This is a genomic window from Micromonospora sp. NPDC049175, from assembly GCF_043197345.1.
Lineage (GTDB): Bacteria > Actinomycetota > Actinomycetes > Mycobacteriales > Micromonosporaceae > Micromonospora.
In genome coordinates this window covers 706,768-730,312 of sequence record NZ_JBICSY010000003.1, presented here as the reverse complement: position 1 = coordinate 730,312, position 23,545 = coordinate 706,768, and the positions used below count along the sequence as shown (strand labels likewise).

The following is a 23,545-nucleotide window of genomic DNA, read 5'->3' as shown; positions in this document are numbered from 1 at the left end:
TATAAATCATAATTGGCACTGGCTTTACAAGCACCCTGTTGAGTTCTCAAAGAACAACCACACACCGACCAGAAGCCCCACCTCAGTGGAACCCCGTTTCGGGGCTTTTCGTTCGCGTCCCTTAGCGCTTTCCAGCGCCAGGCACTTTTACTACGTTACCCGCTCGTTTCCGCCGTGTCAAACCGGTGTTTCGCGGTTCGTCGTGCTTCATCCGTTAATGCGGGCACCATGCTTGACCGGCTTGCGCCGCTCTCGTCACGGATGTGGCAGGCCGGCCGCCGCGGTTTCCCGCAAGCTCGCCCGGTGCCCTGCCGGTCGCTAACCTTACCCGGTCGGTTCCGCCGCACCAAATCCGCCTCGCGGCGACGTTTGGGGGCACCACCCGGTGCCGGTCCCGAGGAGTTCAACCCCTCCGACCCGGCGGTCGGTCCCGCGCTCCGGCCGCTTCAGGCTTTCGCCTGTTTCGTCCGTTCCGCGCTGGCAGAGAGAAAGTTACGCGTCCGGCGGGATGATCGTCAAATCCGCCGGACGCGTCCCCCGTCACATCGTCGACAGTCGACTATTCGCCCAGCTCAACGCCCGCGAACGAGCGCTTACCGCGGCGCAGCACCAGGTATCGCCCGTGCAGCAGGTCGGTCGCCGACACTCCGGCGTCCACCTCGGTCACCCGGTTGTTGTTGACGTAGGCGCCGCCCTCGGCGATCACCCGGCGGGCCTCCTTGAGGCCATTGACGAGCCCGGAGTCCCGCAACAGCCCCGCCACATCGGGCAGTTCGCCGGTGAGACGCACCAGACCGGCCTCGGTGAGCGCCGCGCGCAGCGTCTCCGGGGCCAGGTCGTCGAGGGACCCCCGGCCGAAGAGCGCCTGACTCGCGGCGATCGCCTGTCGGGTCTCCTCGGCGCCGTGCACCAGGGTCGTCAGCTCCTCGGCGAGCGCACGCTGTGCCAGGCGGGCCGCCGGCCGCTCGGCCGTCGCCTTCGCCAGCTCCTCCAGCTCGTCGCGGCTACGGAAGCTGAAGTAGCGCAGGTAGCGGTCGACCTCCTGGTCCTCGACGTTGAGCCAGAACTGGTAGAACGCGTACGGGCTGGTCATCGTCGGGTCGAGCCAGACGGCGCCGCCCTCGCTCTTGCCGAACTTCGTGCCGTCGGCCTTGGTGACAAGCGGCGTGGTGAACGCCTGCACCGGCCCCGCGCCCCGCCGCCGGACGTAGTCGACGCCGGCGGTGATGTTGCCCCACTGGTCGGAGCCACCGAACTGGAGCTGACAGCCGTACCGGCGGTGCAGCTCGAAGAAGTCGTTGCCCTGCAGCAGTTGGTAGCTGAACTCGGTGAAGCTGATGCCCGTCTCCAACCGGGCCCGCACCACCTCCCGCGCGAGCATCTTGTTGACGGGGAAGTGCTTGCCCACGTCGCGCAGGAACTCGACGATCGACATCTCGCCGGTCCAGTCCAGGTTGTTGACCAGCTGCGCCGCGTTGTCGCCGGTGTACGACACGAAGGGCGCGAGCTGCTCGCGGATGCGCTCGACCCACCCGGCGATCACCTCGGGCGGGTTGAGCGTCCGCTCGGCGCTCTCCTTCGGGTCACCGATCTGCCCGGTCGCCCCACCCACCAGCAGCAACGGGCGGTGACCCGCGAGTTGCAGCCGGCGGGCCATGAGGACCTGCATCAGGTTGCCGACGTGCAGGCTCGGGGCGGTGGGGTCGAAGCCCACGTAATAGGTGGCGGCCGTCCCACCGTCGAACAGCTCGCGCAGCTCGTCGAGGCCTGTCGAGTCCTGGATGAGGCCACGCCAGAGCAGGTCATCGGTCAGGGAGTCCCGCCCGGACGGCGGGGGGCTGCTGTCGGTCACAGTCACCGATTCTCCCCCATCGCCGGCGCCGACCCGTACCGGGTTTGCCGTAACCCGCCCCGGTTAGGCTTGCGCCCCGTTGATCGAGGAGGGGTTCTGTCGTGGAGATGCCGGATCTGACGGGTGGTTTCGTCGCCCTGCTCGGCCTGACGTTCGACGAGGCGTCCGCCGACCGGGTGGTCATCAGTTGGCAGGTCCGCCCGGAGCTGCACCAGCCGTTCGGCATCCAGCACGGCGGGGTGTACTGCTCGGTCGTGGAGACCGCGGCAAGCGTCGGCGGCTCCCTCTGGCTGGCCGACCGGGGCACGGTGGTCGGCGTGTCGAACCAGACCGACTTCCTGCGGGCCGTGCGGGAGGGCGAGTTGACGGCGGTCGGCACGCCCGTGCACCGGGGTCGCAGCCAGCAGCTCTGGCAGGTGGAGATCACCGATGCCGACGAGCGGCTGGTCGCCCGCGGTCAGGTCCGGCTGCAGAACCTGTCGCGCGACTGAGCGGCGGCACCCGGCCGGTTCAGCTACGGGCCTCGTCCAGCACCGGCTCCGCCGCCTGGTCGGCGTCGGGGTCGGTGTCATCGGGCACCCGACTGACCCGTACCTCGGTGATCGCCCGGTGGTCGATGCCGGCCACCACCAGCACCCAGCCGTCCAGGGTGACGTCCTCGCCGGCCACGGTGGGGATGTGCCCGAGTCGGGCCAGCACCAGCCCGGCGACGGTGGTGTAGTCGCCGTCCGGGCGCGACGGCAGCTCGACGCCGATGTCCGGCAGGTCGTGCACCGGGAAGGTGCCGGGCAGCAGCAGCGCGCCGTCGGGGTCGCGGCGCACCGAACGCACGTCCCGGTCGGTCTCGTCGTAGATCTCACCGACGATCTCCTCCAGGATGTCCTCGAGCGTGACGATGCCGTCGACCGCGCCGCGCTCGTCCACGACGAGCGCGATGTGCTGGCGCTCGGCCTTGAACTGGCGCAGCGCCTCCACCACCGGCAGCGAGTCGGGCAGCAGCATCGGGGGGCGGGCGATCTCGTCGACCGGGCGGTCGTCGGGCACGCCCACCAGGTCGCGCAGGTGGATCACGCCGGCCGTGTCGTCCAGGCCGCCGTGGCGCACGACCGGCGCGCGGGAGTGCCCGGTGGCGGCCAGCACGAGCCGCGCGGCCTCCGCGGTGGTCCCGCTGTCGAGCGTGAAAACCTGCAACCGGGGTACGAGGACAGCCCGCAACCGCCGGTCGGCGATCTCCACGGCGCCGGCGATGATGGTGCGCTGCTCCTTGGTGAAGCCGTGGTTGCCGGCGACGATGTCGCGCAGCTCGTCCGGGCCGATCTCCTCCGGCTGGTGTTTCGGGTTGAGCCCGACCAGGCGGACCACCACGTCGCTGGTGGCGCCGAGCGCCCAGACGGCCGGCCTGGTGAAGCTGGCGAGCAGGTCGAGAGGGCGGGCCACCAGCAGTGCCCACCGCTCGGCGGACTGCATCGCGATCCGCTTGGGGGCCAGCTCACCGAAGACCAGGGTGACGAAGGTCAGTGCGAGGGTGACCACCACGATGGCGACCGTCTCGGCCGCGCCGCCGAACACCCCGAGCAGCGGGACGAGCGGCTTGGCCAGCGAGACCGCCGCGGCGGCGGAGGCCAGGAAGCCGGCGAGGGTGATGCCGATCTGGATGGTGGCCAGGAAGCGGTTCGGGTCCTTGGCGAGCCGGGCCAGCACCCGCCCGGCCCGGCTGGTGCGCTCCAACCGTTGGATCTGGCTGTCCCGCAGTGACACCAGCGCCATCTCGCTGCCGGCGAAGAGCGCGTTGATCACGACCAGGACTCCGACCAGGGCCAGTTGGCTCCCGTAGCTCTGCACGCCTGGTTCGCTCCCTCTGCGGTGGTGGCGCCGGCAGATACGCACGGCGCCCGCCGGTCGGCGAGCCCGCCCGGCGTAGGCGTCTGTTTGCCCCGTCCGGTGCCCGCCGAATCCTGCCCCGGAGAGGCTACGCCGTCTCCGGCAGATCGAGGACGTACGAGTCGCCCTCCGGGCGGAAGCCGAGCCGGTGGTAGTAGGGGGCGACCATGCGGGGCGGGCTGACCACCCGGCGGAAGCCTCGTTCGGTGAACAGGTGGCTGCGCCGGTAGACGAACTCACCCGGGGTGAAGTCGCGGAACTTGGGGGTCACGTAGTCCAGGTCGATCTGGGCGACGCCGCGTGCCTCGGCGTGCGACAGCACCACGCCCACCACCTCGTCGGCCGTGACCACCAGGAAGGCGGATCGGTCGGACGCGTCCGGGTCCCAGTGGAAGTCGGGGTTGAACCGGGCGATGTCGGCGGCGTGCACCCGCAGCGTGTGCGCGAGGAACTCGTCGCCGACACCGACCTCCACCACCTGGTAGGTCTGCTCGTCGTGCCGGGTGGCGAGCATCCCGCGCAGGTACCAGATGTTGATCGCCGCGAGCACGACGTTGAGCCCGACCATGGGCCAGACCTCGATGGCGGCGTTGTAGCCGATCAGCACGACGCTGCCGACGAGATTGAGCGCGCGCAGCCGCAGGACGCGCGACTGCAACAGGGACCAGACCAGTACCGCGGAGCCGGCCCAGCCGACCAGATCCAACCAGTTCACCCCGCGAGACTAGTGCCCGCCCAGGTCAGGGGCGTCGGCGGGCAGCTCCAACAGCCACTCCTCGACGTCTTCGCCGCGGCCGTTGGCGTACCCCGAGTCCTCGCCGACCACCACGAACCCGCACTTGCGCAGCACCGCGAGGGACGCGGCGTTGTCCTTGGCGGCGCGGGCGTGTACCGGCCGGGGCACCTCGCGCAGCAGGGCGGCCAGGGCGGCGGTGGCGTAACCGCGGCCCCAGCGTTCCCTGTCGATCCAGTAGCTGACCTCGGTCTGGTCCTCGACGGGGAAGGCGCTCACGTAGCCGACCACCTCGCCGTCGACCTCGACGGTGCGGACCCGGTTGGCCGGGTTGGTGAGCACCCGGGCCCAGTGCCCGGCGAACTCCCGACGGTCGGACGGGTCCTTGGCGACGAAGGCCGCCATCCGGGTGGCCTCCGGATCCTGCTGGTAGAGGAAGAACTCGACGAGGTCGTCCTCCAGGACCCGGCGCAGCCGCAGTTGAGACGTCATCCGGCGAGACTACGCAGCGGGTGGCACGGCGTGGGGCCGCCGGCCCGGGACCACCGGCCCCGCGCGAGCGATCCGCCCGCCGTCCCGCGCCGCGCAGCCCGACCTGTCGCCCACCCGGTCAGCCGACCGACGCGCCGTCCCCCCGGTCGAGCAGGTGCAGGAAGTCGGTGGTCAGGGCGAACGGGTCGGCGGGGCCGCTGCTCGGCGGCCGACGCTCGACCTGGTCGGCCAGCTCACCGGCGGCGCGCCGGATCCGGCCCCGCAACGCGCCGTCGGCAGTGCCGTCGGACCAGTCCTCCGGGGCGGCGAAGACCGCGGTCGGCACCACCACCGTCCGGAGGTAGGCGAACATCGGGCGGACGGCGTGCTCCAGTGCCAGTGAGTGGCGGGCGGTGCCGCCGGTGGCCCCGATCAGCACCGGCCGGTCGACGAGCGACGCGGAATCCAACACGTCGAAGAACGACTTGAACAGCCCGTTGTACGAGGCGCTGAAGATCGGCGTGACGGCGATGAGACCGTCCGCCCCGGTCACCGTGTCGATCACCTCGCGCAGCGCCGCCGGCGGAAACCCGGTGAGCATGTTGTTGACCACGTCGTGGGCGTACTCCCGCAGGTCCACTACGTGCAGCTCCACCTCGGAGCCGCGCCGGACCAACTCGTCGCGGGTGGCCGCGGCGAGCTGGTCGGCGAGCAGCCGGGTCGACGAGGGCTGACTCAGCCCCGCCGAGACCACTGCCAGGGTGCGGCGCGTCATCGGGTCGCCCCCTCCGGCGCCTTGCCCGTGACGTCGTCGACGGCGTGCACGGTGCTGTCCTTGCCGCCACCGGCGGCGGCGACCAGGGAGGCGTGGGTCGGCGCGTCCGGCACGTGCGCGGGACGCAGCGCCTCGAACTCCTTGCGCAGCACCGGCACGACCTCCTCGCCGAGCAGGTCGAGCTGCTCCAGCACGGTCTTCAGGGGCAGGCCCGCGTGATCCATCAGGAACAGCTGCCGCTGGTAGTCGCCGACGTACTCCCGGAAGCCGAGCGTGCGGTCGATGACCTGCTGCGGGCTGCCCACGGTCAGCGGCGTCTCCCGGGTGAACTCCTCAAGCGACGGCCCGTGCCCGTAGACCGGGGCGTTGTCGAAGTACGGCCGGAACTCGCGGACGGCGTCCTGCGAGTTGCGGCGCATGAACACCTGCCCACCGAGGCCGACGATGGCCTGGTCGGCGGTGCCGTGGCCGTAGTGCGCGTACCGCTGGCGGTAGAGCGCGACCATCCGCTGGGTGTGCTCCTTGGGCCAGAAGATGTGGTTGGCGAAGAAGCCGTCGCCGTAGTACGCGGCCTGCTCGGCGATCTCCGGGCTGCGGATCGAGCCGTGCCAGACGAACGGGGGCACGCCGTCGAGCGGGCGCGGCGTCGAGGTGAACGACTGCAACGGGGTGCGGTACTTGCCCTTCCAGTCGACCACGTCCTCGCGCCACAGCCGGTGCAGCAGGTCGTAGTTCTCGATCGCGAGGGGGATGCCGGCGCGGATGTCCTTGCCGAACCAGGGGTAGACCGGGCCGGTGTTGCCGCGGCCCATCATCAGGTCCACCCGGCCGTCGGACAGGTGCTGGAGCATCGCGTAGTCCTCGGCGATCTTCACCGGGTCGTTCGTGGTGATCAGCGTGGTGGCGGTGGACAGCAGCAGCCGCTCGGTACGCGCCGCGATGTGGCCGAGCATCGTGGTCGGTGACGAGGGCACGAACGGCGGGTTGTGGTGCTCGCCCGCGGCGAAGACGTCCAGACCGACCTCTTCGGCCTTGAGCGCGATGGCGACCATGGCCTTGATCCGCTCATGCTCGGTCGGCTCCCGACCGGTGGTCGGGTCGACCGTGACGTCACCGACGGTGAAGACTCCGAACTGCATGACCAGCTCCTCGCGTGTCAACCGGGTGCCGCCGTGGTACCCGGACGCAGCTCACAACTTATTTGACGACGCAACTATTCCGTCGGCGGCACGTCTCGCGGTGGCGCGGGTCACGCCGGACAACGGACATTCGGGGCGTCGACCGGCCTTACCGCCGGCTCAACCGCCGGCCACCGAGGGGAGCACCTGCACCTCGGCGCCCTCGTCGACCGGCGTGGCCAGCCCGCCCGAGTGCCGGCAATCCTCACCGTCGACGTAGACGTTGACATAGCGGCGCAGCTCGCCACGTTCGTCGCGGATCCGCCGGGCCAGCCGCGGATGCGCGACGGCCAGCTCGTCGAGGACCGCCCGCAGCGTCCCGGTGGCGCCGACGCTCAGCCGACTGGCCCCGCCGGCCTCGCCCCGCAGCGGGCCGGGCAGCAGCACGGTGACCACGCTCAGACCGCCGCGGCCCGGACGCAGAGCACGTCCGGCAGGTGTGCCGCCACCAGGGACCAGGAGTCGCCCTCGTCGCGGCTGGCGAAGACCGAGCCGGAACGGGTGCCGAAGTAGACCCCGCCGGGGGTGGCGTCATCGGCGCACATCGCGTCGCGCAGCACCGCCGGGTAGAACGGCCCCTCGGGCAGCCCCACCGACAGCGGCTCCCACTTGCCGCCCGCGTCGGCGGAGCGGAACACCCGGCAACGGTGGTCGGTGGGGAACCGCTCGCTGTCGGCCACCAACGGGAAGGCCCACACCGTGCCGCCGCGCCCCGGGTGGGCCACCATCGGGAAGCCGAAGTCGCTGGGCAGCCCGTCGGCGATCGAGGACCAGGTGCGGCCGTCGTCGTCGGAGCGGTAGACACCGTGGTGGTTCTGCGCGTACAGCCGCTCGGGGTTGACCCCGTCCCGGGCGACCTTGTGCACGCACTGGCCGAACTCCGGCCACTCGTCGGGCATGAAGTAGGCGCGGATGCCGGTGTTGCCAGGGGCCCAACTCGCCCCGGCGTCCTCCGAGCGGTAGACCCCGCCGGTGGACATGGCGACAAGCAACCGAGCCGGGTCACGCGGGTGCGGCAGCACGGTGTGCACGGCCTGACCACCGAAGCCGGCCTCCCACTGCGGGCGGTGCGGGTGGTCCCAGAGGGAACGGACCAGCTCGAAGCTGCGGCCACCGTCGGTGGACTTGAACAGCGCGGACGGCTCGGTGCCGGCCCAGACGACGTCCGGCTGGTCGGGCCCGGCCGGCATCAACTGCCAGACCCGCCCGAGGGACACGCCGGTGTCGGCCGGGAACGCCACCGGCGCGTGGTCCGGCTCGTCCCAGGAGGCGCCGAGGTCGTCGCTCGTGGCGACGCTCGGCCCGAAGTGTGAGCTGCTCATCCCGGCGAGCAACCGCGGGGTGGACCGCCGGGTGTCGACCGCGACCGCGTAGACCCCGGTCATCGGGAAGTGCGGGCCGGTGATCTCCCAACTGCGCCGGTCATCGGCACTCGTGGCGAGAAACAACCCCTTGGCCGTGCCGATCGCGAGCAGCGTCGCCATCATGTCCTCCGAACCGTCGGTGAGCAGGTGCGGTGATTATGGCCACACCCTCCGACACGTTCCCGGGACACACGCCCGGAGGCTCAGCGCCGGATGCGGGGCACGTGACGTCGGTACGCGCTGACCGTCGGCTCGCCGTCGAGCCAGAACCGCCAGGGCAGGTCGTGCGCGCCGGTCACGCCGACCCGTGGGCCGGCGACCACCGCCTCGGGCGGCACCGGCCGCGTCGGGGGGCGCAACCGGACCGGCCCGTCACCGAGCAGGTACGCGCCGTACGCCGAACGGTCGATGCCGAGTGTGGCGCAGAGCCGGGCCGGCCCACGGGCCAGGTCCACGTCCCGGCGCACGGCCGGCCGACGATCCCGGGCCGCGGCCAGGCCGTCGACGACCTCGCCGGCGCGCAGCAGCACGGCGGACGCCTCCCCCTCGACGCCGGTGACCACGTTCATGCACCAGTGCATCCCGTAGGTGAAGTAGACGTACGCGTGCCCGGCCGGCCCGAACATCACCGCGTTGCGCGGGGTGCGCCCCCGGTGGGCGTGCGAGGCCTGATCCCCGGCCATGCCGGCGTACGCCTCGACCTCGGTGATCCGGACGGTGACGCCACCCGCGTGCAGCTCGCACCCCAGCAGCCCGCGCGCGGCCGGCAGCAGGGGGCTGGCGAGCAGGTCGGCCAGCCCCGCCAGGTCGGCGTCGACAGAACGGTCATCCGGCACGGGCTCCATGACTGGCACGGTACCCAGCACTCCGCCCGGCCATCCCGCTACGGATCAGGCCGTCGCCGGGAAGCCCTCCGGTGTTCACCAGTTCGTCAGCCCGCGCGCCGAAACCCGCCCCGTGAGCGCCGGGTGTAACCGGTGTCGTCGCAGGGCGCGGCGGCACATCGGGAGAGGAACCACCATGACCGTACGCAGTATCCGTCGTCCTCTGGTCGCCATCGGCCTGGCCGTGGCCGCCGCCACGTTCGCTCTCGCCCCGTCGGCCGGTGCCACCGCCCCGCTGCGGGCGGGTGCCGCGGTCGACGGCGCCCCGCTGACCGCTGTCGTGCTCGGCGGCAGCGGCAAGATCGACGCCAGCGGCGCGGCGGTTGTCGTCCCGGTCAACCTGACCTGCTCGCAGCCCACCCAGGTCGACCTGACCGTGAAGGTCGCCCAGGCGATCGGGGACACGATGCGGACCGGCACGACCACCCGGAAGGTGCCCTGTGAGGCCACCACCCAGAAGGTGCGGATCGCGGTGACGGCGACCGAGCGTCCGTTCGCTCCTGGCGTGGCGTTCGGCGTGGTGACCGGAAACTCCTGCTCCGACCTGTGCAACTCGCTCACCGACGAGCACCGGCTCGAGCTGGCGCTCTAACCCTGGCGTGGCGGCGCGGTCGGGCCCGCGTCGCCACACCAAACAATGTGTTGACAATAATCTGTTGATGGGGTGTGCTCGGGGGTATGACGACGAACGACCCGTTCACGGCGCCACACCCGGCCCACGCCCGCGCCCACCGCACCCACGAGGCCCTCCAGCGGATCAGCGACCGCCACGCCGGCAACGACAACCAGCGGGGCCGCTGGGCACACCCGTACGTGCTGGACCCGTGGGAGGCCGTCGCCCTGGTCACCGCGTTGGCCGCCGGCGGAGCGGAGCGGGAGCCGGCCGAGGAGCCGATCGACGCCGCCGACCTCACCGCCGCGCTGACCCTGCTGCCCCACGTCCGCGCCGAGCTGGACGCCCTGGAGGCGGGGCTGCTGACGCTGGCCCGCGACCGCGGGCTGACCTGGCAGGCGATCGCGTACGGCCTGGGGCTGGGCAGCGCGCAGGCGGCCCGGCAGCGCTACGAGCGGGTCGCCGCCCGCTCCGCCGAGCAGAGCGCCTGACGGCCGCGCTCGACCGTGTCAAGATCGTGCTCGTCAGTGCTAGATCGCACTCGAACACGGATGTAGTGGCCTCGACCGTGGCGGAGGCCACTGGATCGTGGATCCAGCACGATCTTGCGGCGCGGGGCGGCGCGGGGCGGCGCGGGGCGGCGCGGGGCGGCGCGGGGCGGCGCGGGGCGGCGCGGGGCGGCGCGGGGCGGCGCGGGGCGGCGCGGGGCGGGGCGGCGCGGGGCGGGGCGGGTAACGCGATCATGATCGGAAATGCTCCGGCGGCGGTGGCGCGGTGAGCCCCGGTTCCCGATGACAGTCGTCGGTCACGGCCGGATCCGTCACGCCGACCTGGCCGAGCGGTCCCGCCAACGCCTGAGCGAACTGGCGGGCACCGCGCCGGCCGGGTGGGGGCTGCTGTTCGTCGTCGACGAGCGTGACCACCGGTGGACGTTGTACCTACCCGACCCCGAGTTCACAGTCCTGTTCGCGTCGGCCGCGCAAACCCTCGACCTGGCCACCGACCTCTTCCGCACCAAGTTCCCGTGCTGGAACGATGGGTGGTCCATCAGCTGAGCCCACCGGTCCTCGGCGGCCCGCCGAGGTCGATGGCGTGCCGGCAGGAGCTCACCCGACGGCCCAGGCAAGCAGCGGCGGCATGTGGCCAGGGTGGCGGTCGCGAGGATGGTCCGAACGTTGGTCCTCACGGGCCGTCACGACGGCGCGGAGTATCCGGCGGCCGCCGGATACTCCGCGCCTTGCCATGCCGACTGGACAATACTCAGTGATGGGTAGTGCTGGTCAGCGTCGCCGGGACTTCAGCACAACCAGTCCGACAACGCCACCGACCAGGGCCGCAACTGAGACGACCAGCAATACCCACGGCAGGGCATCTCTCCGTTCGCCCGTGATCAGCTCATACCCGGCCCAGGCGATGACCCAAGGCGACACGGAGGCCAGGTACCAGTAGCTGCTTTCAGCAACGCTCATCTTCTTCCGTGCCGGCAGCCGAGCGGATCCCAAGACTCATACTCCAATCGGTCACCAATAGCGCGATGATGCGGGCAATCTCGTCGCTTCGCAAGTCACAAAGTAGGCTTGTACGGCAGGGACCCGAGGAACCCCAAACCTGCACCGAACCCTGCGCCAATCGCTCTCTCACCAACAGCATTACCCCAGTCGACTGGCTCGCCATCCTCGTAATCACCGAGCGCAGCCTGCGTGAAGCCTGCGACACCACCGCCCACCGCGCCTGCGATCACTGGATTACCACCAGACAGACCCCAAGCGGCCACTCCCGCCAAGGCGCCAACTGCGCCACCGGCGAGCGCCGTCTTCCAGCTCAAGCCGGTGGGGTCGACATAGCTTACAGGGTTATCGCCTGCGTAGGCGTAACGGTTGCCATGCTCCGGGTTACCGACGAAACTCAGGCTGTCCTGCTGGGTGAAGCGCCCCTGCGTCGGGTTGTACCACCGCTGGCCGAGTTTGGTGAACCCGGTAGTCAGGTCATACGTTCCGCCGGTGTACCGGATTAGGTTGGTCTGGCCGAGGTTGTATTCGTCGGTCGTGGTGCCGTTGCCATACGGGTCGTAGCGGTAGGTGGCCGAGACGGTGCCGTTGGCTTTGACAATTGCCACCGGCGAACCGAGCGCGTCCAACACGTAGGCGTAGTCGACGTTGTTGATTCGCAGGCCTAGCGGAGTACCGATGCCGTCCCGCTCGACGTAGGCCGTCGATCCGTTTGCCGTCCAGGACTGCAGCCACGGCATACCGTGCTGGTCCTCAATGCCGTACTGCATGGTGGCCGAGGCGTTCTGCACCAGCTCGACCTGGTCGGTGCCAGCGTAGGTGTAGGTGCCGGTGTTCGCGCCGGTCATCTGCTTGGCCGAGTTGTAGGTCAGCGGGTTTACCGTCGGGCTGCTGACGCGGGTCTGGTTGCCTCGGCCGTCGTAGGTGTTGTAGGTGGTGGTGATCTGGTTAGCGGTGTTGTAGGTCAGGGTTTGGGTGGTGGTGCCGTCGACCTTGACGCTGGTGCGGTTGCCGTTGCTGTTGCTGTTGTAGGCGTAGTCGTAGGTCTTGCCGTTGAAGTTGGTGGCCTTCGTCAGCCGGTTGGCCTTGTCGTAGCTGAACTCACTGATCGCGCCGCTGATCTCGTCCTTCTGCCACTGCCGCAGCCCGGTGTCGTTGCCCGTGGCGGTGGAGCAGGGTTGACCGGAGACGTACTTGGCGTGGCAGTAGGTGACGTCGAAGACCTTGGTCGGGCTGGCCGAGTTGCGGGTCGCGGTGATCCGTAGCGGCCGGTCGGACTTGTCGTAGGTCGTCTTGGTCCACAGCGCGTAGGTGCTGTTGGTTTCGTTGGTGGCGAAGTACGTGTTGGTGCGGTTGCCGTTCTTGTCGTAGAGGAAGTTGTAGCGGGTGCCGGTGGCGGTGTCCATGCGGACCAGCCAGTTGCGGGTGTTGTAGTAGTAGCGGGTGGTGCCTCGGCCGTCGGTGAGCTCTTCGAGGTTGCCCGCCGGGTCCGGCAGATACTTGAGCAGGCTGCTGCCGGGGCTGGTGCGTTCCCGGACCCGGTTGAGGGTGTCGTAGGCCCAGGGTGGTGGTGCCGGTGGCGTCGACGCGGGTGAGCAGGTTGCCGGTGCCGCCGTGCTCGTAGGTGACTGAGGGTTGGGTGCCGCAGCCGGTGTAGTCGATCTGGGAGACCCGGTCGTCGAGGCTGTAGGTGTAGGTGGTGGTGCAGCCGTCGGAGGCGGTCTTGAGCCGCCCGTACGAGTCGTAGGTGAAGGTTTTGACCGCCACGTTGTTGCCGGTCGGTGGGGTGAGCTTGGTGACCTGCTTACTGGTGTCGTAGGTGTAGGTGGTGGGGTTGCCGGTGTTCGCCGGGTCGGTGGAGGTCTTCACCGTGCCGTCGCCGTTGTAGTCGACGTCAGCCTTCGCGGCCATCGCGTCGGCGGTAGAGGTCGGGTTACCGGCGCCGTTGTAGGTGTAGGTGCTGCTGTTGCTCCTCGCCGGCACCGCCCCGGCCGCCTGGGGTCTGCTCTTCGTCCCCGATGCCCGCGGCCGACCGGTGGACGCTCTACTCACCCGACCCCGAATACACCGCCATGCTCGCCCCGGCCGCCGCCAGCGGCACGCTCGAACTCGAGTTCGCGGTCCTCGCCACCAAGTTCCCCGGATGGAACTCCGGCTGGCGACTCTGACCGTCCGCACCGTGCCGGTGGTCGACCGGCACGACGTCCTCTCACCCGGACCGGACAGGTGACGGCGCCGACCCTCTGCTCCCACATGCCGGGATCACGGGAAACGGCGAATCGGCTCTCCCGCAGCCCACCGTCTTGAGGCAGCGCCCCAGGTGCAAGCCTAGATCAACTTCTTAGCGTTGTTTTTTCTCGCTGGAAGCTACGGCCGGCCCAGGTGCCGACGCGGTGCGGGTTGGCGTACCGACTGGCCCGCAGGCCGGGCGCGGCCCGGCCGACGTAGACCGCGCCGCCCGGCACGCGCCCGTGGAACAGGTCGCCCAGCACCCGCACCCGCCGTGGTGCGCTCATCGCGGCGGGGCCTCGGCGAGGTCGGCGGCGAGCCAGTCCCGCCAGATACGCAGCTGCTTCATGCTGAGGGTGACGGCCACCGCGGTGGTGCCATCGCCGATCTCCAGGTCGAAACCGCGCTCGTACTCGAAATCGGACCAGTCGATGTACCGGTCGTCGTTCTCGGCGGGCCAGTAGGCGCGGGCGGGGCGGCGCGGGGCGGGGCGGGGCGGGGCGGCGCGGCGCGGCGCGGGGCGGCGCGGCGCGGGGCGGGATCGGCATGCCGCGCGTGCGACGGCCGCGGGGCGGGCACACTGTGCGCACGACGAGGAGGCACCCATGGAGCGCGCGGAGATGCTGACGTACTGCCTGGCCAAGCCGGGAGCGTGGCTGGACCGGCCGTGGGAGGGCGACGAGGTGGTGAAGGTGGGCAGCCGGATCTTCGCGTTCCTCGGCAGTGGCGAGGGAAAGCCGACTGTCGGCATCAAGTGCGGGCCGACCCGGGAGGTGGCCGACGAGTGGCTGCACCGGCACCCCGACGACGCCCGGGTGATGGCCTACATCGGCAGGTCCGGGTGGAACACGCTGCGCCTCGACGGCGGGATCGACGATGAGGAACTGACCGAGGCGGTCGACGCGTCGTACGACATGGTGGTGGCGAAGCTCCCCAAGCGGGAGCGTCCGACGGCCTGAACCGCCGCGGCGCCGGCGGCCAGCGCCGACGCCACGGCACAGCTCAGCGCGGGACGACCCGCTCGGCGGCCCACTCCCGCCAGGTGGTCAGCCGGTCCGCCGCGGTGGCGAGCTGGTCGGCCACCGGGCCGGGGCCGGTCGAGCCGGGGGTGGTCCGGGCGGCGAGGGCCGAACGGACCGAGAGCACGTCGCGCACCGACGGGTCGAGGTGCTCACTGATGGTGCTCAGGTCGTCGTCGGAGACGTCGTTCAGCTCGCACTCCCGGGCCGCGCAGAGCGCCACCAGGCGACCGGTGATCTCGTGCGCGTCCCGGAACGGCACGTTGCGCCGGACCAGCCAGTCGGCGACCTCGGTGGCCAGGGAGAAGCCGACCGGCGCGGCGGCGACGAGACGGTCCACCCGGACCGTCATCGTGGAGATCATCCCCGCCAGGGCCGGGAGCAGCAGCTCCAGGGTGTCGACGGCGTCGAACGCCGGCTCCTTGTCCTCCTGCATGTCCCGGTCGTAGGTCATCGGCAGGCCCTTGAGCATGGTCAGCACGGTCACCAGGCCGCCGACCAACCGGCCGGACTTGCCGCGGGCCAGCTCGGCGATGTCCGCGTTCTTCTTCTGCGGCATGATCGACGAACCGGTCGCGAACGAGTCGTCCAGCTCCACCCACCCGAACTCGTGCGAGGTCCAGAGCACGACCTCCTCGCCGAGCCGGGACAGGTGCACCCCGATCAGGGCGGTGGTGAACAGGAACTCGGCGACGAAGTCCCGGTCGGCGACGGCGTCCATCGAGTTGGCGAACGACGTCCGGAAACCCAACTCCTTGGCCACGGCCACCGGATCCAGCGGAAGCCCCGAACCGGCGAGGGCACCCGCGCCGAGCGGGCTGACCGCCGCCCGGTGGTCCCAGTCGCGCAACCGCTCCAGGTCCCGCAGCAGCGGCTGCACGTGGGCGAGCAGCCAGTGCCCGAACGTGACCGGCTGAGCGTGCTGGAGATGCGTCATGCCCGGCGCGGCCGTGTCGACGTGCCGCTCGGCCTGCTCCACAAGCGCCTCGGCCAGCTCGACGAGCCGGCTGGCCACGCCCCGGGCGTGGTCCCGCAGGTAGAGCCGCAGGTCCGTGGCGACCTGGTCGTTGCGGGAGCGGCCCGCGCGCAGCTTGCCACCGAGGCTGCCGAGGCGCTCCAACAGACCGCGCTCCAGCGCGGTGTGCACGTCCTCGTCGTCGACCGTGGGGCGGAAGGACCCCGAGGCGCACGCGGCCTCCAGGTCGTCCAGGGCCGCCAGGATCCGACCCAACTCCTCGGGGTCGAGCAGGCCGGCGCCGGCCAGGACCCGGGCGTGCGCCCGGGAACCGGCGATGTCGTACGGGGCCAGGCGCCAGTCGAACTGCACGCTCACCGACAGTCGGGCCAGAGCCTCGGCGGGGCCGCCCGCGAAGCGACCACCCCACAGGCTCGTCCGGTTGGTGGCTGCGCTGTTCTCGGTCAGGCTCTTGTCGTCCACGTCGCCCATCATTGCTCTAGTTGCCTTTCGCTCGCGACTGCGGGGCGCACTCGCCGCGCTCGCTGACTCCTCGCGCTCGCACGTGTCACCGTCCGGCACCGCCGACCCGGGCGTCCCGCGCGGCGGCCATCCGGCTCGGAAGGCCCCACAGCCGCACGAAGCCCTTCGCCAGGGACTGGTCGAAGGTGTCGCCGGTGTCGTAGGTGGCCATCCCGAAGTCGTAGAGGCTCGCCTCGGAGCGCCGGCCGGTGACGGTGGCCCGACCGCCGTGCAGGATCATCCGCACCTCGCCGCTCACGTGCCGCTGCGCGTCGTCGATGAACGCGTCGAGCGAGTCCTTCAACGGCGAGAACCACAGACCGTCGTACACCAGCTCACCCCAGCGCTGGTCCACGCCCTTCTTGAACCGGGCCAGGTCCCGTTCCACGGTCACCGCCTCCAACTCCTGGTGGGCGGTGATCAGCGCGATCGCGCCGGGCGCCTCGTACACCTCGCGGCTCTTGATGCCCACCAGGCGGTCCTCGACCATGTCGAGGCGACCCACGCCCTGGGCGCCCGCGCGCCGGTTCAGCTCCAGGATCGCCTGGTACGGGGTGACCGTCTCACCGTCGATCGCCACCGGCACGCCACCGTCGAAGGTGATCACGACCTCGTCGGGGTCGCGGTCCTGCGCCGGGTCCGCGGTGTACGCGTACAGGCCCTCGACGGGGGCGTTCCAGATGTCCTCCAGGAAGCCGGTCTCCACCGCGCGACCGAACAGGTTCTGGTCGATCGAGTACGGGGACTTCGCCGACACGTCGATCGGCAACCCCTTCTCCTCGGCGAAGGCGATCGCCTTGTCCCGCGTCCACGCGAAGTCCCGGGCCGGCGCGATGATCCTCAGGTCGGGGGCGAGCGCGTTCAGCCCCACCTCGAACCGGACCTGGTCGTTGCCCTTACCGGTGCAGCCGTGCGACACGATCGTGCCGCCGTGCGTACGCGCCGCCGCCACCAGGTGCTTGACGATCAGCGGGCGGGACAGCGCCGACACCAACGGGTAGCGGTCCATGTAGAGGGCGTTGGCCCGGATCGCCGGCAGGCAGTAGTCGGCGGCGAACTCGTCACGCGCGTCGACGACCTCGGCCTCGGCGGCGCCGCAGTCCAGGGCGCGCTGCCGGATGGCGTCGAGGTCCTCGCCGCCCTGCCCGACGTCGACCGCCACCGCGATCACCTCGGCCCCGGTCTGCTCGGCCAGGTACGGAATGGCGACGGAGGTGTCCAACCCTCCGGAGTACGCGAGCACGACCCGCTCGGTCATGGCGTACCGCTCCCCTCGGCGTTGTCCTCCCGGCGGGCCCAGCCGGCGAGCTTGTCACCGAGCGCGGCCCCGCCGTCGGCCGTCCGGGCCACCACGAGAATGGTGTCGTCGCCGGCGGTGGTGCCGACGATCTCGGGCAGGCTGGCCCGGTCCAACGCGCTGGCCAGGTACTGGGCCGCGCCCGGCGGGGTACGCAGCACGGCGATGTTGCCGCTGGAGTCGACCCCGTTGAGCAGCTCGCGCAGCAACCGCAGCAGCCGCGCCGGCGCGGCCTCGGCGTCGCGCAACGGTCGCTGACCGTCCTCCGGGATCAGGTAGACGGCCGGCCCGTCGCCGCCGCGCACCTTGACCGCGCCCAACTCCTCCAGGTCCCGCGAGAGGGTGGCCTGGGTGACGACGACACCGTCGGCGGCGAGCAGGTCGGCCAACTCGGTCTGCGACCGGATCGACCTGTCGCGGATCAACTCCACGATCCGGGCGTGCCGGGCCGCGCGGGTCAACGGCCCGGTCATCGTCGCTCTCCGGTCGCCGTGTCGCCGGTCGCAGTGTCGCCGGTCGCGGCGTCACCGGTCGCGGCGTCACCGGTCGCGGCGTCCAGCAGGAACGCCAGCAACGCCTTCTGCGCGTGCAGCCGGTTCTCGGCCTGGTCGAAGACCGCGCTCTGCGGCCCGTCGAGCACCTCGTCGGTGATCTCCTCACCACGGTGCGCCGGCAGGCAGTGCAGCACGATCGCGTCCGGTGCGGCCTGACCGAGCAGTTCCTTGTTCACCTGGTACGGCAGGAACGGGGTGATCCGGTCCAGCCCGTCGGACTCCTGCCCCATCGACGTCCAGGTGTCGGTGGCCAGCACATCGGCGTCGCGTACCGCCTGGGCCGGGTCGGTCAGCACCCGTACCGACCCGCCGGTGTCGGCGGCGATGCGGGCCGCCCGGTCCACGACGGCCGGATCGGGCGCGAAGCCGTCCGGCCCGGCGATCCGCACGTGCATGCCGGCCAGCGCCCCGGCCAGCAGGTACGACTGCGCCATGTTGTTCGCGCTGTCGCCCACGTAGGCAAGCGTGCGGCCGGCCGTGCCGCCGCACCGCTCCCGGACGGTCAGCAGGTCGGCCAGCAGTTGGCACGGGTGGAAGCCGTCGGTGAGCGCGTTGACCACCGGCACGGTGGCGCCGGCCGCGACCTCGGCGATCCGCTCGTCACCGTGGGTACGCAGCACGATCGCCGCGACGTAGCGGGACAGCACACGTCCCGCGTCCGCCAGGGACTCGCCCCGGCCGAAGTGGGTGACCTGTGTGTCCACGACCAGCGGGTGCCCGCCCAACTCGGCGATCCCGACGTCGAACGAGGTCCTGGTCCGCAGACTCTGCTTGTCGAAGAGCACCGCCACCGAACGGGGGCCGGCCAGCGGCCGGTGGCCGAAGCGGTCCGCCTTCATGCGCGCGGCCAGGTCGAGGACCGCGGACTGCTCGGCCGGCGAGAGGTCGTCGTCGCGCAGGAAGTGCCGGGTCATGCTGTCGTCCCCGTGGTGGTCGTGGTCGTGGTGGTCGGCATGGTCGTCGGCGTCGAGATCGTGGAGGATTTCGGCCCCTGGAGGGGCGCTTTCCCTCCAAGATCTGCGGCGGTTCCGGCTGCGGCCGGGGCCGTCGCGTCCAGGGCGGCGGGAAGGGCGGCGACGAAGGCGTCCGCCTGGGCGGCGGTGAGGATCAGCGGTGGGACCAGCCGGAGCACGCCCGGCTGCACCGGGTTGACCAGGAAACCGGCCTCCCGCAGCGCCTCGGCGAGCACCGGCGCCACCGGCGCGGTGAGCGTCACGCCGAGCAGCAGCCCGGCGCCCCGTACGCCGTCGATGAGCGGGTGACCCAGCGCCTCGATGCCGCGACGCAGCCGCTCGCCGACCCGCTTGACGTTGTCCAGCAGGCCCTCGTTGGCGATTGTCGCCACCACGGCGAGCGCCGCCGCGCAGCTGACCGGGTTGCCGCCGAACGTGGTGCCGTGCGAGCCGGGGGTGAGCAGGTCGGCGGCCCGGCCGAACGCCAGCGTGGCCCCGATGGGCAGCCCCCCACCCAGCCCCTTGGCCAACGTGACCACGTCCGGCTCCACGCCCTCGGCCTGGTGCGCGAACCAGTGCCCGGTGCGCCCGATGCCGGTCTGCACCTCGTCGAGCACCAGCAGCGCCCCGTGCCGGGCGGTGATCCGCCGGGCCGCGGCCAGGTAGCCGGCCGGCGGGACGACGACGCCGTTCTCACCCTGGATCGGCTCCAGGATCAGCATCGCGGTGGCGTCGGTGACGGCCGCCTCGAGGGCGGCCACGTCGCCGAAGTCGACGTGGGTCACCTCGCCCGGCAGCGGCCGGAACGGATCGGCCTTGGCCGGCTGGCCGGTCAGCGCGAGCGCGCCCATGGTGCGGCCGTGGAAGCCGCCCCGGGTGGCCACCACGTGCGTACGCCCGGTACGCCGGGAGAGCTTGAACGCCGCCTCGTTCGCCTCCGCGCCCGAGTTGGCGAAGAAGACCCGGCCGGGCCGGCCGGCGAGCGCCAACAGCAGCTCGGCCAGGGCCACCGGCGGCTCCGCGACGAACAGGTTGGAGACGTGCCCGAGGGTCGCGACCTGCTTCGACACCGCCGCCACCACGGCCGGGTGGGCGTGACCGAGGGCGTTCACCGCGATGCCGCCGACCAGGTCGAGGTATTCGCGGCCGGCGTCGTCGACCACCACGGCACCGGCACCGGAGACCAGCGCCAGCGGCGGCGTGCCGTAGTTGTCCATCATGGACTGCTTCCAACGCTGCGCCAACGTGCTCACGACGCGACCATCCCGTCTCCTGGCACCACCATCGTCCCGAACCCTTCCGAGGTGAACACCTCTAACAACGTGGAGTGCGCCACCCGACCGTCGACGACGTGCGCGGCGGGCACTCCCCCGCGCACCGCCCGCAGACAGGCCTCCATCTTCGGCACCATGCCCGACTCCAGCCTCGGCAGCAGCTTGGCCAGGTCGTCCGCGACGATCTCGGAGACCAGGCTCGTGGTGTCCGGCCAGTCCGCGTACAGGCCGGCCACGTCGGTGAGCACGACCAGCTTGCGGGCCCGCAACGCGATGGCCAGCGCGGCGGCGGCGGTGTCCGCGTTGAGGTTGTGCAGCACCCCGTCCGCGTCCGGCGCCACCGTGGAGATCACCGGAATCCGACCGGCGTCGATCAGGTCGGTCACCGCCGACACGTCGACCGACTCGACGTCACCGACCTGGCCGACGTCGACAGGCAACCCGTCCACGTACGCCGGGCGGCGCACCGCGGTGAACAGCCGCGCGTCCTCGCCGGACAGGCCCACCGCGTACGGGCCGTGCGAGTTGATCAGCCCGACCAGCTCGCGGCCCACCTGCCCGACCAGCACCATCCGGACCACGTCCATCGCCTCGGCGGTGGTCACCCGCAGGCCACCCCGGAACTCGCTGGCGATGCCGAGCCGGCCCAGCATGGCGGAGATCTGCGGACCGCCGCCGTGCACCACCACGGGCTTCAGGCCGGCGTAGCGCAGGAAGACCATGTCGGCGGCGAACGCCCGCTGCAACTCGGGGTCGGTCATCGCGTTGCCGCCGTACTTGACCACGACCGTGGAACCGGAGAAGCGCGCCAGCCAGGGCAGCGCCTCGATCAGCGTCTCCGCCTTGACCTGGGCGCGGGCGAGGTCGCTACTGAGACTCATGAGGAGTACGCCGAGTTCTCGTGCACGTACGCGTGGGACAGGTCGTTGGTCCAGATCGTCGCGGCGGACGAGCCGGCGTGCAGGTCGATCCGGATGGTCACGTCGCGCCCGGTCAGGTCGACCTTCGAGCGGTCCTCGGCGGCGGCGCCGCCCCGGCACACCCACACCCCGTTGACCGCCACGTCCACCTCGTCCGGCTCGAAGGCGGCGGCGGTGGTGCCGACCGCGGCGAGGATCCGACCCCAGTTGGGGTCGTTGCCGAACAACGCCGTCTTGACCAGGTTGTTGCGGGCCACCGAACGGCCCACCTCGACCGCGTCGTCCTCGTCGGCCGCGCCGACCACGTCGATGGCGACCTCCTTGGTGGCGCCCTCGGCGTCGGCCACCAACTGCTGGGCCAGGTCGTGACAGGCCTCGGTCACGGCGGCGGTCAACTCGGCAAGCGTCGGCTCGATGCCGCTCGCGCCGCTGGACAGGAGCAACACCGTGTCGTTTGTGGACATGCAGCCGTCGGAGTCGACCCGGTCGAAGGTGACCCGCGTCGCGGCCCGCAGCGCCTCGTCCAGCGTCGCCGGCCCGGCCACCGCGTCGGTGGTGAGCACGCAGAGCATGGTGGCCATGCCCGGCGCGAGCATCCCGGAGCCCTTGGCCATGCCGCCGACGGTCCAGCCCCCACCAGGGGCCACAGTGGTCTTCGGGCGGGTGTCCGTGGTCATGATCGCCTCGGCGGCGGCCTGTCCACCAGCACGGGACAGCCCGCGGATCGCGGAGCGGACGCCCGGCAGCAGCTTCGGCATCGGCAGCCGCTCACCGATCAACCCGGTCGAGCAGACCGCCACCTCGCCGGCACCGAGGATCAGTCGTGGACTCACCGAGGTCAGCGCGGCGGCCGTGTGCTCGGCGGTGGCGTGGGTGTCCTGGAAACCGGCCGGGCCGGTGCAGGCGTTGGCGCCACCGGAGTTGAGCACCACGGCGCGTACCACACCACCCTGCACGACCTGCTGCGTCCAGCGCACCGGCGCGGCCTTGACCCGGTTGCTGGTGAACACACCTGCGACACCGGCGTCCGGGCCGTCGTTGACCACCAGGGCGACGTCCGCGCCACCGCCGGCCTTGAGACCGGCGGCCACCCCGGCCGCCCGGAACCCGCGTGGGGTGGTAACGCTCACGGTGTGACTCCCCAGATCGACAGGCCCGTCGTCTCCGGCAGGCCGAGCATCAGATTGGCGTTCTGGACGGCCTGACCGGCGGCGCCCTTACCCAGGTTGTCCAACGCGCTGAGCACGATCAGGCGACCCGAGTCGACGTCCACGGTGGCCTGCAGGTGACAGGAGTTCGAGCCGAGGGTGGCGGCGGTGTGCGGCCAGCGGCCCTCCGGCAACACGTGCACGAACGGCGCTTCGGCGTACGCCCGCGCCAGCACCTCTTGCGGGTCGACCCCGCGTGCCGGCACGGCCGTGACCGTGGCCAGGATGCCGCGCGGCATCGGGGCCAGGACCGGGGTGAACGACAGCCCGGTCGCGCCGGTGGCCTGCTTGATCTCCGGTACGTGCTGGTGGGTGCCCACCCGGTACGGCGACAGGTCCCCCATCACCTCGCTGGCCAGCAGGTGCGCCTTCGTCGACCGGCCTGCGCCGGAGGTGCCGGAGGCGGCGACCACCACCACGTCGGCGGGGCTGGCCGCGGCGTCGGCGATCAACGGCGCCAGCGCCAGGGTGATCGCGGCGGCGTAGCAACCGGTGTTCGCCACCCGGGTGGAGCCGGCGATCAGCTCCCGCTGGCCGGGCAACTCGGGCAGGCCGTAGGTCCACTGCCCGGCGTGCGTGCCGCCGTAGTACTGGGCCCAGGCGTACGGGTCGGCGAGCCGGTGATCCGCGCCCAGGTCGACGATCCGCACCTCGTCGGGGAGCTGGGCCGCGAGGGCGGCCGACTGGCCGTGCGGCAGCGCCAGGAAGACCAGGTCCGCGTCGGCCAGGGTCGCCGGGTCGGTCTCGCCGAGCACCAGGTCCAGACCGGTGAGCTGCGGGTGCACCACGTCGACACGGTGCCCGGCCTGGCTGTGCGCGGTGGCGGCGACCAGGTCGAACTCCGGGTGCCCGGCGATCAGGCGCAGCAGCTCGCCCCCGGCGTAGCCGCTCGCACCGGCGACCGCGACTCGAATCCCCATACTCACCTCCGCATGACTATGCAGCGAAGATTAACAAGGACGACTCACGAGTGCAAGTTCATGCAGAGCAGTGCATGCTAATGAACAGACCGGCTGAACGGTGACGTATCCCCGGTCCCGGCGAGCGAGGACCTCCATGCTTCTGACTCCTCGGGCTGCGGAGAGCCGATCTCCGTCCTGGAGGAGCGGGTGTGGCAGGCGGGCCAGCCAGGGAACCTGGACACCGAACCCCGATGTGAAGATGGCCTCGACAAGACCACCCGCACACCGGGATTCGGTGTCGTGTTCCACTGCGACAACTTCAGGTCTGGAACCAACCCAGCCTCACCTTGCTACTGCACCGTCGCCCCGAGCGGCTAGCGCCGCGTTGATGAATGCCTCAGGTACAGCGTACCCACCGCGAGGACCAGGGAAAGACAGCCTAGTGTCCCTGTG

Annotated in this window: 26 protein-coding genes; 6 read left to right on the top strand and 20 right to left on the bottom strand. The window is 71.3% G+C overall.

Going from position 1 to position 23,545, the window contains the following annotated elements; genetic code table 11:
* Positions 1-559: 559 nt before the first annotated feature.
* On the bottom strand, positions 560-1,852 hold the full coding sequence (gene tyrS, locus ACGFH8_RS17235) for a tyrosine--tRNA ligase (protein WP_393368000.1): 1,293 nt from the start codon (positions 1,850-1,852) through the stop codon (positions 560-562).
* A 107-nt stretch (positions 1,853-1,959) separates the two neighbouring features.
* On the opposite strand from tyrS, the gene ACGFH8_RS17230 reads away from it, so the two are divergent.
* Positions 1,960-2,343: a PaaI family thioesterase gene (locus ACGFH8_RS17230; protein WP_393367998.1), complete on the top strand. Its 384-nt coding sequence runs from the start codon at positions 1,960-1,962 to the stop codon at positions 2,341-2,343.
* Positions 2,344-2,362: 19 nt separating this feature from the next.
* On the opposite strand, the gene ACGFH8_RS17225 is transcribed toward ACGFH8_RS17230, so the two are convergent.
* The 8 genes from ACGFH8_RS17225 to ACGFH8_RS17190 form a co-directional block, all read right to left on the bottom strand.
* Positions 2,363-3,694 carry a hemolysin family protein gene (locus ACGFH8_RS17225; RefSeq protein WP_393367942.1) on the bottom strand — a complete coding sequence of 444 codons (1,332 nt, stop codon included), beginning with the start codon at positions 3,692-3,694 and terminating at the stop codon, positions 2,363-2,365.
* Positions 3,695-3,821: 127 nt separating this feature from the next.
* On the bottom strand, positions 3,822-4,448 hold the full coding sequence (locus tag ACGFH8_RS17220) for a hypothetical protein (protein WP_393367940.1): 627 nt from the start codon (positions 4,446-4,448) through the stop codon (positions 3,822-3,824).
* Positions 4,449-4,457: 9 nt separating this feature from the next.
* Positions 4,458-4,958, bottom strand: a complete 501-nt coding sequence (locus ACGFH8_RS17215; protein WP_393367938.1) for a GNAT family N-acetyltransferase — start codon at positions 4,956-4,958, stop codon at positions 4,458-4,460.
* A 118-nt stretch (positions 4,959-5,076) separates the two neighbouring features.
* Positions 5,077-5,712, bottom strand: a complete 636-nt coding sequence (locus ACGFH8_RS17210) for an FMN reductase (RefSeq protein WP_393367936.1) — start codon at positions 5,710-5,712, stop codon at positions 5,077-5,079.
* Positions 5,709-6,851 carry an LLM class flavin-dependent oxidoreductase gene (locus tag ACGFH8_RS17205; protein ID WP_393367934.1) on the bottom strand — a complete coding sequence of 381 codons (1,143 nt, stop codon included), beginning with the start codon at positions 6,849-6,851 and terminating at the stop codon, positions 5,709-5,711. Before ACGFH8_RS17205 ends, ACGFH8_RS17210 begins: the two co-directional genes overlap by 4 nt.
* A gap of 159 nt (positions 6,852-7,010) precedes the next feature.
* On the bottom strand, positions 7,011-7,286 hold the full coding sequence (locus ACGFH8_RS17200; RefSeq protein WP_393367932.1) for a ubiquitin-like small modifier protein 1: 276 nt from the start codon (positions 7,284-7,286) through the stop codon (positions 7,011-7,013).
* Between the two features lie 2 nt (positions 7,287-7,288).
* The gene (locus tag ACGFH8_RS17195) at positions 7,289-8,374 is read right to left on the bottom strand and encodes a WD40/YVTN/BNR-like repeat-containing protein (protein ID WP_393367931.1); all 1,086 of its coding nucleotides are present in this window, start codon (positions 8,372-8,374) and stop codon (positions 7,289-7,291) included.
* Between the two features lie 83 nt (positions 8,375-8,457).
* On the bottom strand, positions 8,458-9,099 hold the full coding sequence (locus ACGFH8_RS17190; RefSeq protein WP_393367929.1) for a DNA-3-methyladenine glycosylase: 642 nt from the start codon (positions 9,097-9,099) through the stop codon (positions 8,458-8,460).
* 175 nt (positions 9,100-9,274) lie between these two features.
* Between ACGFH8_RS17190 and ACGFH8_RS17185 the strand changes: the two genes are divergently transcribed.
* The 3 genes from ACGFH8_RS17185 to ACGFH8_RS17175 all read left to right on the top strand — a co-directional run bounded on the left by ACGFH8_RS17185 (position 9,275) and on the right by ACGFH8_RS17175 (position 10,806).
* Positions 9,275-9,730 (top strand): hypothetical protein, encoded by a 456-nt coding sequence (locus ACGFH8_RS17185; RefSeq protein WP_393367927.1) that lies wholly within the window; start codon positions 9,275-9,277, stop codon positions 9,728-9,730.
* 86 nt (positions 9,731-9,816) lie between these two features.
* The gene (locus ACGFH8_RS17180; protein ID WP_393367925.1) at positions 9,817-10,242 is read left to right on the top strand and encodes a DNA-binding protein; all 426 of its coding nucleotides are present in this window, start codon (positions 9,817-9,819) and stop codon (positions 10,240-10,242) included.
* Positions 10,243-10,503: 261 nt separating this feature from the next.
* On the top strand, positions 10,504-10,806 hold the full coding sequence (locus ACGFH8_RS17175; protein ID WP_393367924.1) for a hypothetical protein: 303 nt from the start codon (positions 10,504-10,506) through the stop codon (positions 10,804-10,806).
* A gap of 225 nt (positions 10,807-11,031) precedes the next feature.
* Here ACGFH8_RS17175 and ACGFH8_RS17170 read toward each other — a convergent pair whose 3' ends face one another.
* Entirely contained in the window at positions 11,032-11,220 is a 189-nt protein-coding gene (locus ACGFH8_RS17170) for a hypothetical protein (protein WP_393367923.1), read from the bottom strand.
* A gap of 95 nt (positions 11,221-11,315) precedes the next feature.
* Positions 11,316-12,665, bottom strand: a complete 1,350-nt coding sequence (locus tag ACGFH8_RS17165) for an RHS repeat-associated core domain-containing protein (RefSeq protein ID WP_393367921.1) — start codon at positions 12,663-12,665, stop codon at positions 11,316-11,318.
* 612 nt (positions 12,666-13,277) lie between these two features.
* On the opposite strand from ACGFH8_RS17165, the gene ACGFH8_RS17160 reads away from it, so the two are divergent.
* Positions 13,278-13,427, top strand: coding sequence for a hypothetical protein (locus ACGFH8_RS17160; RefSeq protein ID WP_393367920.1), 150 nt, complete (start codon positions 13,278-13,280; stop codon positions 13,425-13,427).
* 344 nt (positions 13,428-13,771) lie between these two features.
* On the opposite strand, the gene ACGFH8_RS17155 is transcribed toward ACGFH8_RS17160, so the two are convergent.
* Positions 13,772-14,095: a hypothetical protein gene (locus ACGFH8_RS17155; protein WP_393367919.1), complete on the bottom strand. Its 324-nt coding sequence runs from the start codon at positions 14,093-14,095 to the stop codon at positions 13,772-13,774.
* On the opposite strand from ACGFH8_RS17155, the gene ACGFH8_RS17150 reads away from it, so the two are divergent.
* On the top strand, positions 14,094-14,447 hold the full coding sequence (locus ACGFH8_RS17150) for an MmcQ/YjbR family DNA-binding protein (protein ID WP_393367917.1): 354 nt from the start codon (positions 14,094-14,096) through the stop codon (positions 14,445-14,447). The two genes, ACGFH8_RS17155 and ACGFH8_RS17150, sit on opposite strands and share 2 nt — an antisense overlap.
* 43 nt (positions 14,448-14,490) lie before the next feature.
* Here ACGFH8_RS17150 and argH read toward each other — a convergent pair whose 3' ends face one another.
* The 8 genes from argH to argC form a co-directional block, all read right to left on the bottom strand.
* Positions 14,491-15,954 carry an argininosuccinate lyase gene (argH, locus tag ACGFH8_RS17145; protein ID WP_393367916.1) on the bottom strand — a complete coding sequence of 488 codons (1,464 nt, stop codon included), beginning with the start codon at positions 15,952-15,954 and terminating at the stop codon, positions 14,491-14,493.
* A gap of 76 nt (positions 15,955-16,030) precedes the next feature.
* On the bottom strand, positions 16,031-17,242 hold the full coding sequence (locus tag ACGFH8_RS17140) for an argininosuccinate synthase (protein ID WP_393367915.1): 1,212 nt from the start codon (positions 17,240-17,242) through the stop codon (positions 16,031-16,033).
* Positions 17,239-17,754, bottom strand: coding sequence for an arginine repressor (locus tag ACGFH8_RS17135; RefSeq protein ID WP_393367914.1), 516 nt, complete (start codon positions 17,752-17,754; stop codon positions 17,239-17,241). Before ACGFH8_RS17135 ends, ACGFH8_RS17140 begins: the two co-directional genes overlap by 4 nt.
* Positions 17,751-18,749: an ornithine carbamoyltransferase gene (argF, locus tag ACGFH8_RS17130; RefSeq protein WP_393367913.1), complete on the bottom strand. Its 999-nt coding sequence runs from the start codon at positions 18,747-18,749 to the stop codon at positions 17,751-17,753. The genes ACGFH8_RS17135 and argF overlap by 4 nt, the downstream gene beginning before the upstream one ends.
* Positions 18,746-20,041 (bottom strand): acetylornithine transaminase, encoded by a 1,296-nt coding sequence (locus ACGFH8_RS17125; RefSeq protein WP_393367912.1) that lies wholly within the window; start codon positions 20,039-20,041, stop codon positions 18,746-18,748. Before ACGFH8_RS17125 ends, argF begins: the two co-directional genes overlap by 4 nt.
* Entirely contained in the window at positions 20,038-20,943 is a 906-nt protein-coding gene (gene argB / locus ACGFH8_RS17120) for an acetylglutamate kinase (RefSeq protein WP_393367910.1), read from the bottom strand. Before argB ends, ACGFH8_RS17125 begins: the two co-directional genes overlap by 4 nt.
* Positions 20,940-22,112 carry a bifunctional glutamate N-acetyltransferase/amino-acid acetyltransferase ArgJ gene (gene argJ / locus ACGFH8_RS17115; protein ID WP_393367908.1) on the bottom strand — a complete coding sequence of 391 codons (1,173 nt, stop codon included), beginning with the start codon at positions 22,110-22,112 and terminating at the stop codon, positions 20,940-20,942. Before argJ ends, argB begins: the two co-directional genes overlap by 4 nt.
* Complete coding sequence (gene argC, locus ACGFH8_RS17110) at positions 22,109-23,110, bottom strand: N-acetyl-gamma-glutamyl-phosphate reductase (RefSeq protein WP_393367906.1); 1,002 nt, start codon at positions 23,108-23,110, stop codon at positions 22,109-22,111. The genes argJ and argC overlap by 4 nt, the downstream gene beginning before the upstream one ends.
* Positions 23,111-23,545 lie beyond the last annotated feature (435 nt).

Bases quoted from the DNA above. Each gene is read 5' to 3' on its own strand.
- ACGFH8_RS17210 (WP_393367936.1), bottom strand. From the start codon at position 5,712: ATGACGCGCCGCACCCTGGCAGTGGTCTCGGCGGGGCTGAGTCAGCCC.
- ACGFH8_RS17175 (WP_393367924.1), top strand. From the start codon at position 10,504: ATGCTCCGGCGGCGGTGGCGCGGTGAGCCCCGGTTCCCGATGACAGTC.
- ACGFH8_RS17150 (WP_393367917.1), top strand. From the start codon at position 14,094: ATGGAGCGCGCGGAGATGCTGACGTACTGCCTGGCCAAGCCGGGAGCG.
- ACGFH8_RS17155 (WP_393367919.1), bottom strand. From the start codon at position 14,095: ATGGGTGCCTCCTCGTCGTGCGCACAGTGTGCCCGCCCCGCGGCCGTC.
- ACGFH8_RS17190 (WP_393367929.1), bottom strand. From the start codon at position 9,099: ATGGAGCCCGTGCCGGATGACCGTTCTGTCGACGCCGACCTGGCGGGG.
- ACGFH8_RS17180 (WP_393367925.1), top strand. From the start codon at position 9,817: ATGACGACGAACGACCCGTTCACGGCGCCACACCCGGCCCACGCCCGC.
- ACGFH8_RS17230 (WP_393367998.1), top strand. From the start codon at position 1,960: ATGCCGGATCTGACGGGTGGTTTCGTCGCCCTGCTCGGCCTGACGTTC.
- ACGFH8_RS17185 (WP_393367927.1), top strand. From the start codon at position 9,275: ATGACCGTACGCAGTATCCGTCGTCCTCTGGTCGCCATCGGCCTGGCC.
- ACGFH8_RS17215 (WP_393367938.1), bottom strand. From the start codon at position 4,958: ATGACGTCTCAACTGCGGCTGCGCCGGGTCCTGGAGGACGACCTCGTC.
- ACGFH8_RS17170 (WP_393367923.1), bottom strand. From the start codon at position 11,220: ATGAGCGTTGCTGAAAGCAGCTACTGGTACCTGGCCTCCGTGTCGCCT.
- argC (WP_393367906.1), bottom strand. From the start codon at position 23,110: ATGGGGATTCGAGTCGCGGTCGCCGGTGCGAGCGGCTACGCCGGGGGC.
- ACGFH8_RS17160 (WP_393367920.1), top strand. From the start codon at position 13,278: ATGCCCGCGGCCGACCGGTGGACGCTCTACTCACCCGACCCCGAATAC.
- ACGFH8_RS17165 (WP_393367921.1), bottom strand. From the start codon at position 12,665: ATGGACACCGCCACCGGCACCCGCTACAACTTCCTCTACGACAAGAAC.
- argF (WP_393367913.1), bottom strand. From the start codon at position 18,749: ATGACCCGGCACTTCCTGCGCGACGACGACCTCTCGCCGGCCGAGCAG.
- ACGFH8_RS17140 (WP_393367915.1), bottom strand. From the start codon at position 17,242: ATGACCGAGCGGGTCGTGCTCGCGTACTCCGGAGGGTTGGACACCTCC.
- argB (WP_393367910.1), bottom strand. From the start codon at position 20,943: ATGAGTCTCAGTAGCGACCTCGCCCGCGCCCAGGTCAAGGCGGAGACG.
- ACGFH8_RS17195 (WP_393367931.1), bottom strand. From the start codon at position 8,374: ATGGCGACGCTGCTCGCGATCGGCACGGCCAAGGGGTTGTTTCTCGCC.
- ACGFH8_RS17205 (WP_393367934.1), bottom strand. From the start codon at position 6,851: ATGCAGTTCGGAGTCTTCACCGTCGGTGACGTCACGGTCGACCCGACC.
- ACGFH8_RS17135 (WP_393367914.1), bottom strand. From the start codon at position 17,754: ATGACCGGGCCGTTGACCCGCGCGGCCCGGCACGCCCGGATCGTGGAG.
- argH (WP_393367916.1), bottom strand. From the start codon at position 15,954: ATGGGCGACGTGGACGACAAGAGCCTGACCGAGAACAGCGCAGCCACC.